At 61.1% G+C, this 12757-nt stretch carries 9 protein-coding genes; 4 read left to right on the top strand and 5 right to left on the bottom strand.

Annotated elements, in window-relative coordinates:
- Positions 1-58 precede the first annotated feature (58 nt).
- The 3 genes from acnD (at position 59) to prpD (ending at position 5537) form a co-directional block, all read left to right on the top strand.
- Positions 59-2653, top strand: coding sequence for a Fe/S-dependent 2-methylisocitrate dehydratase AcnD (gene acnD / locus TX23_RS03675; RefSeq protein WP_057701047.1), 2595 nt, complete (start codon positions 59-61; stop codon positions 2651-2653).
- An 11-nt stretch (positions 2654-2664) separates the two neighbouring features.
- Entirely contained in the window at positions 2665-3855 is a 1191-nt protein-coding gene (prpF, locus tag TX23_RS03670; protein WP_057701046.1) for a 2-methylaconitate cis-trans isomerase PrpF, read from the top strand.
- A 197-nt stretch (positions 3856-4052) separates the two neighbouring features.
- Positions 4053-5537 carry a 2-methylcitrate dehydratase gene (gene prpD / locus TX23_RS03665; protein ID WP_057701045.1) on the top strand — a complete coding sequence of 495 codons (1485 nt, stop codon included), beginning with the start codon at positions 4053-4055 and terminating at the stop codon, positions 5535-5537.
- Between the two features lie 133 nt (positions 5538-5670).
- Here the strand turns inward: prpD and TX23_RS03660 are convergent, their stop codons facing one another.
- From TX23_RS03660 to TX23_RS03640, 5 genes are read right to left on the bottom strand one after another with little or no spacing between them, the layout of a single operon-like run.
- Positions 5671-6405 carry an alanyl-tRNA editing protein gene (locus TX23_RS03660; RefSeq protein ID WP_057701044.1) on the bottom strand — a complete coding sequence of 245 codons (735 nt, stop codon included), beginning with the start codon at positions 6403-6405 and terminating at the stop codon, positions 5671-5673.
- Positions 6406-6407: 2 nt separating this feature from the next.
- Entirely contained in the window at positions 6408-7400 is a 993-nt protein-coding gene (locus tag TX23_RS03655) for a serine O-acetyltransferase (protein WP_057701043.1), read from the bottom strand.
- Positions 7401-7437: 37 nt separating this feature from the next.
- Positions 7438-8352, bottom strand: coding sequence for a PLP-dependent cysteine synthase family protein (locus TX23_RS03650; protein WP_057701141.1), 915 nt, complete (start codon positions 8350-8352; stop codon positions 7438-7440).
- A gap of 16 nt (positions 8353-8368) precedes the next feature.
- Positions 8369-10231: a molybdopterin-synthase adenylyltransferase MoeB gene (moeB, locus tag TX23_RS03645; RefSeq protein WP_057701140.1), complete on the bottom strand. Its 1863-nt coding sequence runs from the start codon at positions 10229-10231 to the stop codon at positions 8369-8371.
- 23 nt (positions 10232-10254) lie between these two features.
- A complete protein-coding gene (locus TX23_RS03640; protein WP_057701042.1) occupies positions 10255-11199 on the bottom strand; it encodes a DMT family transporter in 945 nt (314 codons plus the stop codon).
- A gap of 109 nt (positions 11200-11308) precedes the next feature.
- Between TX23_RS03640 and TX23_RS03635 the strand changes: the two genes are divergently transcribed.
- Positions 11309-12733 carry an aminotransferase-like domain-containing protein gene (locus TX23_RS03635; RefSeq protein WP_057701041.1) on the top strand — a complete coding sequence of 475 codons (1425 nt, stop codon included), beginning with the start codon at positions 11309-11311 and terminating at the stop codon, positions 12731-12733.
- Positions 12734-12757 lie beyond the last annotated feature (24 nt).

Raw genomic sequence — 12757 nt, 5'->3', positions numbered from 1 at the left:
GAAACAAAGCCAGTGTCGACAGTTCACCTTTCGAACTTACCGTGACCGAGTCCTGACGATGAACACTGAATTTCGCAAACCGCTCCCCGGCAGTCGCCTGGATTTCTTCGACGCCCGTGCGGCTGTCGAAGCAATCACCCCCGGCGCCTACGCCACCTTGCCTTACACCTCGCGCGTTCTCGCCGAAAACCTGGTGCGCCGTTGTGACCCGGCCACCCTCAACGCATCCCTGAGCCAACTGATCGAGCGCAAACGCGATCTTGATTTCCCCTGGTTCCCGGCCCGCGTGGTGTGCCATGACATCCTTGGCCAGACCGCTCTGGTGGACCTTGCCGGTCTGCGCGATGCCATCGCCCTGCAAGGCGGCGACCCGGCGCAGGTCAACCCGGTGGTGCCGACCCAACTGATCGTCGACCACTCCCTGGCCGTCGAAGCGGGCGGTTTTGATCCGCAGGCATTCGAAAAGAACCGCGCCATCGAAGACCGTCGCAATGAAGACCGCTTCCACTTTATCGAGTGGACCAAAAAAGCCTTCAAGAACGTCGATGTCATTCCGCCGGGCAACGGCATCATGCACCAGATCAACCTGGAGAAAATGTCGCCGGTGATTCAGGTCCGTGACGGCGTCGCCTTCCCGGACACCTGCGTCGGTACCGACAGCCACACCCCCCATGTGGATGCCCTGGGCGTGATCGCCATTGGCGTCGGCGGTCTGGAGGCCGAGAGCGTGATGCTCGGCCGTGCGTCGTGGATGCGCCTGCCAGAAAGCGTCGGCGTGGAACTGACCGGCAAGCTGCAACCGGGCATCACCGCCACCGATATGGTGCTGGCACTCACCGAGTTCCTGCGCCAGCAGAAAGTGGTCGGCGCCTGGCTGGAGTTCTTTGGCGAAGGGGCTAGCGCACTGACCCTGGGCGACCGCGCGACCATCTCCAACATGGCTCCTGAATACGGCGCCACGGCCGCGATGTTCTATATCGATCAGCAGACTATCGCCTACCTGAAACTCACCGGCCGGGAAGACGAACAAGTTGCCCTGGTCGAACAATACGCACGCCACACCGGCCTGTGGGCCGATGACCTCAAGGGCGCGCAGTACGAGCGTGGCCTGAGCTTCGATCTGTCCAGCGTCGTGCGCAACATGGCCGGCCCCAGCAACCCTCACGCCCGTGTGGCTACCCGCGACCTGGCATCCAAAGGCATCAGCGGCCAGTGGGACGAAGTGCCAGGGCAAATGCCCGACGGCGCGGTGATCATTGCGGCCATCACCAGTTGCACCAACACCAGCAACCCGCGCAACGTCATCGCGGCGGGCCTTTTGGCACGTAACGCCAACAAACTTGGCTTGACCCGCAAGCCATGGGTCAAGTCCTCCCTGGCGCCGGGCTCGAAAACCGTGGCCATGTACCTGGAAGAAGCCGGCCTGGGCCATGAGCTGGAAAAACTCGGTTTCGGCGTGGTGGCCTTTGCCTGCACCACCTGCAACGGCATGTCCGGCGCACTCGACCCGGTGATCCAGCAAGAAATCATCGACCGCGACCTGTACGCCACCGCCGTGTTGTCGGGCAACCGCAACTTCGACGGGCGCATTCACCCTTACGCCAAGCAAGCCTTCCTGGCTTCGCCGCCGCTGGTGGTGGCCTATGCGATTGCCGGCACCATCCGTTTCGATATCGAGAAGGACGTGCTCGGCCTGGATGCCGACGGCAAGGAAATTCGCCTGCAGGATATCTGGCCGAGCGACGAAGAAATCGACGCAGTGGTCAAGGCATCGGTCAAGCCCGAGCAGTTCCGTGCGGTGTACATCCCGATGTTCGCCATTCATGAAGATACCGGGCCCAAAGTCACCCCGCTGTATGACTGGCGCCCGCAGAGCACCTACATCCGTCGTCCGCCTTATTGGGAAGGCGCGCTGGCCGGTGCGCGGCCGCTCAAGGGCATGCGCCCGCTGGCGGTGCTGCCGGACAACATCACCACCGACCACCTGTCGCCGTCCAACGCGATCATGCTCGACAGTGCCGCCGGGGAATACCTGGCGAAGATGGGCTTGCCGGAAGTCGACTTCAACTCCTACGCCACCCACCGCGGTGATCACCTGACCGCGCAACGCGCCACCTTCGCCAACCCGAAACTGTTCAACGAAATGGTGCAGGAAAACGGCAAGGTCAAGCAGGGCTCGCTGGCGCGTATCGAGCCCGAAGGCAAGGTCACGCGGATGTGGGAAGCGATCGAAACCTACATGGAACGCAAGCAGCCGCTGATCATCATCGCCGGCGCCGACTATGGCCAGGGCTCGTCCCGTGACTGGGCCGCCAAGGGCGTACGCCTGGCCGGTGTGGAAGCGATTGCCGCCGAAGGCTTCGAGCGCATCCACCGCACCAACCTGGTGGGCATGGGCGTGTTGCCCCTGGAATTTCTGCCGGGCACCGACCGCCACACCCTGAAAATCGACGGCAGTGAAACCTATGACGTGGTCGGCGAGCGCACCCCGCGTGCGCAACTGACCCTGGTGATCAACCGCAAAAATGGCGAACGTGTCGAGGTGCCGGTGACGTGCCGCCTGGATACTGCCGAAGAAGTGTCGATCTACGAGGCGGGCGGCGTGTTGCAACGTTTTGCCCAGGATTTCCTGGAATCGGCGGCCACCGCCTGAAGAGGACCACCATGGCACACGTAGCGCAAATCAAGATCCCCGCCACCTATATGCGTGGCGGCACCAGCAAGGGCGTGTTTTTCAGCCTCAAGGACCTGCCCGACGTCGCCCAGGTGCCGGGGGCAGCCCGCGATGCCTTGTTGCTGCGGGTCATCGGCAGCCCCGACCCTTACGACAAGCAGATTGACGGCATGGGCGGTGCTACTTCAAGCACCAGCAAAACCGTGATCCTGGCCAAAAGCAGTCGCCAGGATCACGACGTGGATTATCTGTTCGGCCAGGTTTCCATCGACAAGCCGTTTGTCGATTGGAGCGGCAACTGCGGCAACCTGTCGGCAGCCGTGGGCTCGTTCGCCATCAGCGCGGGCCTGGTGGACCCGGCTCGCGTACCCCGAACCGGGGTAGCGGTGGTGCGGATATGGCAGGCCAATATCGGCAAGACCATCATCGCCCATGTGCCGATCACCGACGGCGCGGTGCAGGAAACCGGCGACTTTGAACTGGACGGCGTGACCTTTCCGGCGGCCGAAGTCCAGCTGGAATTCATGGATCCGGCGGCTGAAGAGGAGGGCGGCGGTGGTTCGATGTTCCCCACCGGCAACCTCATCGATGACCTGGAGGTACCCGGCGTCGGCACTTTCAAGGCTACGTTGATCAACGCCGGTATTCCGACCATTTTCATCAACGCCCAGGATCTGGGCTACACCGGCACCGAGCTGCAAGGCGCGATCAACAGCGACCCCAAGGCCCTGGCCATGTTCGAGACGGTGCGGGCTTATGGCGCGTTGCGCATGGGCCTGATCAAGCACCTGGACGAAGCCGCCCAGCGCCAGCACACGCCCAAGGTCGCGTTCGTGGCCAGGCCTGCGGACTACGTGGCCTCCAGTGGCAAGGCAATCAAGGCCGGCGATGTGGATTTGCTGGTGCGTGCGTTGTCCATGGGCAAACTGCACCACGCGATGATGGGCACCGCGGCGGTAGCGATCGGCACGGCGGCGGCGATTTCCGGCACCCTGGTCAACCTGGCGGCGGGCGGCGTGGAGCGCAATGCCGTGCGCTTCGGGCATCCTTCCGGGACGCTGCGCGTGGGCGCCGAGGCCAGCCAGGTGGACGGTGAATGGGTGGTGAAGAAAGCCATCATGAGCCGCAGCGCACGGGTGTTAATGGAAGGCTATGTGCGCGTCCCCGGCGACGCCTTCTAAAGGTCTACGCAGAGCCCCTGTGGGAGCGGGCTTGCCCGCGATGAGGGAGTATCAGTCGACATCTTATCAACTGAAAAATCGCAATCGCGGGCAAGCCCGCTCCCACAAGGGATCTTTATTCCAAGGCAGGCAACCAGACCCGCCCTGATGATCAACCGTGAGCTTGAGGAATAAACCCACCTTTTAGGAGAACTGCCATGAGCGCCAACGTCGACCAGAACAACCGCCCCGACTACGACCAGGTGTTGCAGGACATCGCCGACTACGTCCTGAACTACCGCATCGATTCCCCGGATGCACTGGACACCGCCCGCAACTGCCTGATGGACACCCTCGGCTGTGGCCTGCTGGCGCTGCGGTTCCCCGAGTGCACCAAGCACCTGGGGCCGATAGTGGAGGGCACCGTGGTGCCGTTCGGCGCGCGGGTGCCGGGTACTTCGTTTCGCCTGGACCCGGTCAAGGCTGCCTGGGACATTGGCTGCATCGTGCGCTGGCTTGACTATAACGACACCTGGCTCGCCGCTGAGTGGGGTCACCCTTCGGACAATCTCGGCGGCATTCTTGCCGTGGCCGATCACCTTTCGCAAAAACGCGTGGCCAATGGCGACGCACCGCTGACCGTGCGTGCGGTGCTGGAGGCGATGATCATGGCCCATGAAATCCAGGGGGTGATCGCCCTGGAAAACTCATTCAACCGCGTCGGCCTTGACCACGTGCTGCTGGTCAAAGTCGCTTCCACCGCTGTCACCGCCAGGCTGATGGGCGCCAGCCGTGAACAGCTGCTGTCGGCCTTGTCCCACGCGTTTGTCGATGGGCAGGCGTTGCGCACCTACCGTCATGCGCCGAATGCCGGTTCACGCAAATCCTGGGCCGCGGGCGATGCATCGAGCCGCGGCGTGCGCCTGGCGGATATCGCACTGCGGGGTGAAATGGGCATCCCCGGGGTGTTGAGTGCGCCGCAATGGGGCTTCTACGACGTGCTGTTCAGCCACACCAACAAGGACCTGGCGCTCAAGCCCGAGGACAAGCGCGCTTTCAGCCTGCCCCAGGCCTACGGCACCTATGTGATGGAAAACGTGCTGTTCAAGATCAGCTTCCCTGCCGAGTTTCACGCGCAGACCGCCTGCGAGGCGGCGGTGACCCTGCACCAGCGGGTCAAGCAGCGTCTGCATGAAATCGACCGTATCGTGATCACCACCCATGAGTCGGCGATTCGCATTATTTCAAAGGTTGGCCCACTGGCCAACGCTGCCGATCGGGACCACTGCCTGCAATACATGACCGCCGTGCCCCTGGTGTTTGGCAATCTGGTGGCCGAGCACTACGAAGATGATTTTCACGCAGCTCACCCAATCATTGATGAGTTGCGCGACAAGATGGTCATCGTCGAAGACCCGCGCTACAGCCGCGAATACCTGGAGGCGGACAAGCGCTCCATCGCTAATGCAGTGCAGGTGTTTTTCAAGGACGGCTCCCGCACCGAGCAGGTGGCGGTGGAGTACCCAATTGGCCATCGCCGTCGTCGGGTGGACGGTATCCCATTGCTGGAAGACAAGTTCCAAGCCAACCTGGCGACGCGCTTCACTGCACAACGCAGCGCCGAAATTTTTGCGTTGTGCAAGGATCAGGCGCGGCTTGAGGCGACACCTGTGAACCGTTTCATGGACCTGTTCACGATCTGAAAAACAGCACGGTCACTGTAGGAGCGAGCTTGCTCGCGAAGAACGTCAACGATAACCCGTGCTTCCTGAGTAAGCGCGGCGCCTAGGGGTTTTTCGCGAGCAAGCTCGCTCCTACAGAGGCAATGACGCAGGCTCAAGCGTGTTCAAAGCGCAGAATCACCCGGCGGTTGTGCTTGCTCTTCTTCTCGATTTTCTCGCAGAAAACACGGCCGATTTCCTCGGTGTTGAGCACATGGGTGCCGCCGCAGGGCTGGATATCGATCCCGGGAATTTCAATCACCCGTACCGAGCCCGACACCACGGGTGGCGCAACCGCCTGGGTGCGGGTGATCTGTAGCAAGGTTGCGTACTCGGTGGCGGGCATCGACAAGGTTTTCACCGCGTGGGCCTGCTCGATCAGGGCGTTGAGGTCACGGGTGAGCCCGTCTTTGTCCAGGGTCATCTCCGGCAGGTCGAAATCCAGTCGGCCTTTATCCGCACTGATGCTGCAACCGGTGACGGGCGCGTCGATGAGCGAGCACAGCAGGTGCAGGCAGGTGTGCATTTTCATGTGCTGATAGCGCCGTGCCCAATCCAGACCGGCGTCTATCTGAACGCCTGCCGTCAACTGCTCGGGGCAATGGTCTACCTGATGCCAGATGATCGAGCGCAACACCGGATCGCGCACGGTACCTGTCACCTCAACCCGCGTGCCATCGGCCAGGGTGAAGTGGCCGGTATCTCCCGGCTGCCCGCCGCCGGTGGGGTAAAACAGCGTGTGCTCCAGGGCGATGCCGTGTTCACTGACGGCAATCACCCGGGCACTGAAGGCGTTCTGGTAGGGCGCGCTGTCAAACAGCGCCAGGGTTTCCATGGTGTGCACGGACATGTTCAACCTCCAACGATCAGTGGGCTGGCTTGCAAGAGATGGCGCACCATTGCGCTCAAGCCAGGGGGAGAGAGCAGGGTGATTTCAAATTCCGGTCCGCAGACTTTCAGGTTCAGCGGCAAGCGCGGCAGTTGTTCGCTGGTATCGACACGGTGCAGGCGAAATTGCAGGTGGTGGCGCTCTTTCACTGTAGGTTCGAGCATTAACCCGTGCAGCGGATGAAAGTCGGCATCCAGCACCGTGACCTTATGCCCGGCACTCACCTCGCCGACGACGTGCAGGCGCTCATCCAGGGCAAAGGCGCCGAGGTAATTGCTGCGGTCCGATTCGTCGTTTTTTTGCAGCTGGATCTGGTTGACCACCTTGACCTTGGTGCCTGCCGGTACGTCCTGGGTGATCACGCAGGAGGGGCTGATAAATACGTTGTCGCCGATCGACACGTAGCCCAGCACCCGGGCACCGGCGCCCACTTCGACGTTGTTGCCCAGGCGCGGGTGGCGCTTGCCGTCCGGGTTGTTGGCGATGCCGCGGGCGCCCAGGGTCACGCCGCACAGGATGTAGCAGTCGTTGCCGATCACGCAGGTTTCGCCGATGACCGTGCCGTAGCCATGGTCGAGCACAAAGCGCCGGCCGATGCGCGCTGCCGGATGAATCTCGGCACCAGAGAGAATCTTGCCCTGGTTGCTGAGCTTGAGCGCCATGCGCGAAAACATCCCGTGGCCCGGGTCGGGAAAATTCCACACCTGGTGCGCCAGGCGATAGAACAGCACGGCCTTGAACGAGGCATAGGATTCCAGGATCAACTCACCACGCCCACGCGATGCCGGATCGCGATAAGCGTAGGCGATCAGGTCCTCGGCCACTGCCTGGGCGGCGTTCTGGACCAGCGGCGCCAGGTGTGGTTCCAACTGCTTCATCTGCCCGGGCGTCAGGGTCGTGATGAGATGGGTCAGCAACTCATCGTGCAGCAGTTGCATGTCGATAAAGCCCCCCATGGAGGCACCCCCGCATTCTGGATGATTGAAAGCCCCGTTACTCGAAACTGGGCAGGTAGCTGTCGGCATTGTCGTAGACCATGGTCAGCACCACCGTTTCAGGCGGCAGTTCGGGAGCGAGTTGGGCGATGGCAACCATGTTGGCGGCCGAGGACAGCCCCAGGCTGATGGCGTCGGTGCGCATGATGCGTTTGATCATGTCCAGGCACGCCGAATGCGACACCTTGAGCATGCCGTCGATTACGTCCAGGTTGAGGATGCTCGGGATCAGGCCGATCGACAGGCCCTGAATCGCGTGTGCCGCGTGTTGGTCTTTGAGCAGGTCGCATTCCTGCGGCTCCACGCCCATTACGCGGATCGCTGGCCAGGCGGCCTTGAGGGTTTCGCCAATGCCGGTGATATGGCCACCGGTGCCGATGCCGCTGACGAAGTAGTCCACGCGCTGATCACCGAAGGCGCGGATGATCTCCGGCGCGGTGGTGTCGCGGTGGGTCTGCGGGTTGGCGCCGTTGCGCTGCTGATTGAGCATCACGAAGTTGGGGTTTTCCAACTGCAGTTCCATGCACTTTTCGCCGTGGGAGTTGTTGCCCAGGCGGCTGTCGGACAGCACCACTTTGGCGCCGTAAAGACGCAGCAGTTTCTGCTTTTCGGGGCTGTAGTTGTCAGGGATCACCAGCACCACTTTATAGCCCAGGACATTGCCGGCCATCACCAGCCCGATGCCGGTGTTGCCGCCGCTGGGTTCGATGATGGTTTGCCCGGAGTCACGGATCAGTACGCCACGGCGCTCGGCATCGAGGATCATGCCCAGGGCGATGCGTGCCTTGTGGCTGCCGCCGGGGTTGAGGGATTCCAGCTTGGCGTAAACCTCGATGCCGAGGTCTTCGGAAAACTGGGCCAGACGCACGATCGGCGTTTGGCCGATGACGTCGAGAATGGAGTTATGCAGCATCAGCAAGCCCCCACGATCAGTACAGCGGCATGTCGGGTTCGACGTCGCGAACCCAGTGCTTCATGCCGCCCTGCAGGACTTTGGTATTGGCGAACCCGGCTGCCAGCAGGGTGCTGGCGGCTTGTTCGGCACGGGTTCCTGCGTAGCAGATCAGGTAATGGGTGTTGTCGCGGCTGAGGCTGTCGAGTTGCCCATCCAGTTCGGCCAGAGGGATGTGCAACACGCCTGGCAGTTTGCACACTTCCAGTTCGCTGGCGTCGCGCACATCCAGCAATACATCGGCGCTGCTGGGGTGCTCAAGCACCTGCTTGAGGCTCTGGGGCTTGATGTAGCGTTCTGCCGCCAGCGACGGTTGGCTCGGTACGGCATCGGCGCACGCCGTCGGGGCGGCGCTTTCGCTGCTGCGCAGCTCCGAGCAGCAGGGGCAGTCGGCGCGGCGCTTGAAGCGGATTTCGCTGAACTTCATCGCCAGGGCGTCAAAGCGCATCAAGCGGCCGGATAAAGGATCGCCAATGCCGATCAGCAATTTGATCGCCTCGGTAGCCTGGATCATGCCCACCACGCCTGGCAGCACGCCGATCACGCCGCCGGCGCTGCAATTGGGCGCCAGTTCAGCCGGCGGGGCCTTGGGAAACAGGCAGCGATAGCACGGCCCGCCCTTGTAGTTGAGCACGCTGATTTGCCCGTCGAAGCGGTAGATGGCGCCATAGACCAAAGGTTTGCCCAGCTGTACGCAAGCATCGTTGACCCGGTAGCGGGTATCGAAATTATCGGTGCCGTCGATCACCAGGTCGTAGGCGCCCACGAGTTCCAGGGCGTTGTCGGCGTCAAGCGCGGTGTTGTGCGCATTGATCCGGATATGAGGGTTGAGGTCTTGCAGGCGTTGCTTGGCGGACTCGACCTTGGGCATGCCCAGGGTGCTGTTGCCATGCACAATCTGGCGTTGCAGGTTGCTGCTTTCCACCACGTCAAAATCCACCAGCCCCAGGGTGCCGATGCCTGCCGCTGCCAGGTACAGGCTGATGGGGGAACCCAGGCCGCCGGTGCCGATGACCAGCACTTTGGCGTTCTTCAGGTTCAACTGGCCCTCGCGACCGACGCCGGGCAAGGTGATGTGGCGCACGTAGCGTTGCACTTCTTCATTGCTCAGGGTGTCGATGTCCATGCCGCCGGAGGTGGCGAGCAACACTTCGATCCTGGCTTTTTCCGGCAGGGTTTCATCGGCGTCAATCAACGCTTGCCCGGTGGTAAACAGGAAGTGTTCCTTGAGCTGGTTGTTCTTCTCGTGAAAGAGGTGCTGGCGCAACTGCGGGTGACGCTCGCAGAGGTTTTCAATGACTTCGCGCAATGTCGACCCAGTGCCCTCAAGGGTTGATTCCCGCAGATTGGCCACGCGGACCAGGATGTCAGGGAAAGAGACAGCGTTCATGGACAACTCCGTGTGCAGGTCGTTGAAGGGTTGAGGTGCGAAATGCTTGCCATCCCAGGCAAACAGTTTTGAGCCCAGGACCTGGCGCTGGCGAACATCCACCACCAGATAGCTGACGGGGAAGATCGGCTCCCCCATAAACAGCGCCTTGTCCTGGTCTTCATCACTGAAGTAGGCGCCAACATCCGGGTGGGAGTGGTAAATCACCACCACCGGGTTGTCGCTGCGTAACGCCTTGTTCATCAGCAGAGTATCGGCCACCGAGAAGGTGTAGCCGTTGGCCGCGCTGCGGGGGTACATCTGGGGGTTCTTGCGGTGCAGCTCGTTCTGAATATTGCTGCCCAGGTACACGCTGCCGTCGGCGAAGACGAAGCCGCAACATTCTTCGGGGTAGCTGCGGCTGGCGTGGGTGTAGATCTGTTCCAGGGTGGTGGGGCGGAGGACTTCCATGTTTCTCTCGCGTTGGTTGAGGGTCATTTTTTCTTGGCCAGAAGTTTTTCAACCGGCAACTTGGTGATCGCAAAGCCGGCCAGCAGGATCGCCGAATACAGCATCAGGTCGCGGGAAATTTCCACGCCTTCGTACCAGGCACCGATGATCACCGCGAACACCGGGAAGATGATGAACACAAACGACAGGATGATCGGGCTCAAGCGCTTGAGCAGCATGAAATACACGATGAACCCGCCTACCGAGGCCACCAGACCTAAGTAGAACAGTGCCGTCCAGGAGCGCAGGGTGATGTCATTGAACGCTGGCGTTTCAAACCACAGGCCGGCGACGAACAACATCAGCCCGGCGATGCCGATGGGCAGGGTGTTGTAGGTAATCACGCTGATGGCGCTGCCTTTTTGCTTGGTAATCACGTAGCACAAGGCATGCATGATCGCGGCGCTCAATATTGCCAATACCCCGAAGAACTCGGCGTGGTCCAGGTGCAGGCCCTGGCTCTTGATGATCATGTAGAGGCTGCCAAACCCGATACCGATGCCAACCACCTGGGAGAAGTAGATGCGCTCACGCAGAAACAGCGCGGAAAAGATCAGGATGAATACCGGCATACAGCTGAACAGCAGAGCCGTCAGGCCGGATGAAACGTGCATCTCGCCATAGTTGAGCAGGTAATAGGGAATGCTGAAGTAGGACAGGGTCACGAAGACGAAGAACCAGCGGCTTTCCCGTGGGAACAGGATCGGCTCGCGGCGCACCATGGCAAAACACAGGAACAGCGGAAATGCGATCAGAAAGCGCAGCCCGGCGGATGTCAGCGGCGGCACGCTCTCTACCGCAATCTTGATACCCAACCAGGTGGTGCCCCAACTCAGGCATACGATCAGAAACATCACGCTGGTCACCAGCCCGGCGAGCCACTGTTTTTGAGTTTTTGTTTTTGCAGTGTTTTCGAGAACGGCGGACATTGGCATCTTTTATTGCTTCCCTGAGCCGGAATTGAACTCTATATTGAACTTGTAAAGAGTTATGTTTATCGGCGATTGAACCCGTAAAAGCACACTATTAGGGCGAAAGATGGCTGTCAAAACAAATATTGACATGGTGTCAATTATGCGTGAGGGCCTGTCCAACGGGCAGGGCGTGAAGTACAAGCGCCTGTCTGATGTGATGGAACGGGGCATTCTTGAAGGCTTGATTGAACCGGGACGAAAACTGCCGCCCCATCGGGTGCTGTCCGACAACCTGGGCGTGACCATCGGCACCATCAGCCGGGCCTACGGTGAGCTTGAGCGCCTGGGCTTGGTGGTTGCGCGGGTCGGTGACGGAACCTTCGTGCGCAAGCGTGGGATGGAGCGTCAGCGTGATGAAGGCTTTCGCAATTTCAGCGAAGAGCCGCGCCAGTATTTCGACATGAGCCGCAACATGCACATTCCGGGGCAGGAAACGGTGTTTCTTGCCCAGAGCTTCCAAACGTTGTCGACCAACGCCAAGTTCCTTCAGGACATCAGCGCCTACACCCCCGACGCCGGTTTGCCGCGTTACCGGGAAGCCGGGGCGCAATGGCTGGTGCAGCGCGATTTTCATCCGATTCCCGAGCAGGTCATCTGCGTCAACGGCGGCCAGCACGGCTTGCTGTGCGCGATGATGGCATTGCTGCGTGCTGGCGATACGGTGGTCACCGAGCAACTGACTTATCCTGGGCTGATCACGGCTGCGCGCATGTTGGGGGTGCGGCTGATTGGCCTGGAGATGGATGAGGAGGGCGTGTTGCCCACGGCGCTGGATGAGGTTTGCCGTAATCACCGGATTTCGGCGCTGTATTGCACGCCGACTATCCAGAATCCGACCACCGCCGTGTTGTCGGTGGCGCGCCGCGAAGCCTTGGCCAGGGTGTGTCGCGAACATAACCTGCTGATTCTGGAGGACGAAGCTCATGGCGTGCTGGTGGAGGATCGCCCGCCGCCTCTGAGCTATTTCGCGCCTGAGCGTACGATCTTGATCAGCAGCCTGAGCAAGGCGGTGTCGGCTGGTTTGCGGGTGGGCTACGTGCATGCGCCGCCGGCGTTGGTCAGCCGCATTTCGGCGGCGTTGCGTTCGACCTGCTGGATGGCGACACCTGTGACTCTGGAGTTGGCCACCCAGTGGATTGAAAACGGCACGGCGGAATATTTGTTGCGTCAGCAGATCAACGAGATCAGCCGCCGCAAGACCCTGGTCGAAGATTTATTGACCGGCTTGGCCTATCGCACTCACCTCAACAGCCCGCATTTCTGGATCGAAGTACCGGAACCCTGGCGGGCCTCGGAAATCGAGGCAGAGCTCAAGCAGAACAATTACCTGATCGCCACCGCTGAAGCATTTGCCGTGGGGCAGACGGCGGTGCCGCAGTTTATTCGGGCAAGCATCTGTAATACGTCGGACGATGATCAGTTATTGCGCGAGGGGTTTGATGCGCTGGCGACGGCGTTGGGGCAGGGGGGCGGGCGGTTTCATCTGTAAATCCGCGTTACCGTTCATCGCAGG

The sequence above is a fragment of the Pseudomonas paralactis genome, from assembly GCF_001439735.1.
Taxonomy (GTDB): Bacteria; Pseudomonadota; Gammaproteobacteria; order Pseudomonadales; family Pseudomonadaceae; genus Aquipseudomonas; species Aquipseudomonas paralactis.
Note: the sequence above shows the minus strand (reverse complement) of the source record. Positions and strands in the feature narration are given on the sequence as shown.

What these genes read in the sequence shown, in the direction of transcription:
- acnD (WP_057701047.1), top strand. Translation starts at nt 59, where the DNA reads ATGAACACTGAATTTCGCAAACCGCTCCCCGGCAGTCGCCTGGATTTC.
- TX23_RS03650 (WP_057701141.1), bottom strand. Translation starts at nt 8,352, where the DNA reads ATGCTGCATAACTCCATTCTCGACGTCATCGGCCAAACGCCGATCGTG.
- TX23_RS03660 (WP_057701044.1), bottom strand. Translation starts at nt 6,405, where the DNA reads ATGTCCGTGCACACCATGGAAACCCTGGCGCTGTTTGACAGCGCGCCC.
- TX23_RS03655 (WP_057701043.1), bottom strand. Translation starts at nt 7,400, where the DNA reads ATGGGGGGCTTTATCGACATGCAACTGCTGCACGATGAGTTGCTGACC.
- moeB (WP_057701140.1), bottom strand. Translation starts at nt 10,231, where the DNA reads ATGGAAGTCCTCCGCCCCACCACCCTGGAACAGATCTACACCCACGCC.
- TX23_RS03635 (WP_057701041.1), top strand. Translation starts at nt 11,309, where the DNA reads ATGGCTGTCAAAACAAATATTGACATGGTGTCAATTATGCGTGAGGGC.
- prpD (WP_057701045.1), top strand. Translation starts at nt 4,053, where the DNA reads ATGAGCGCCAACGTCGACCAGAACAACCGCCCCGACTACGACCAGGTG.
- prpF (WP_057701046.1), top strand. Translation starts at nt 2,665, where the DNA reads ATGGCACACGTAGCGCAAATCAAGATCCCCGCCACCTATATGCGTGGC.
- TX23_RS03640 (WP_057701042.1), bottom strand. Translation starts at nt 11,199, where the DNA reads ATGTCCGCCGTTCTCGAAAACACTGCAAAAACAAAAACTCAAAAACAG.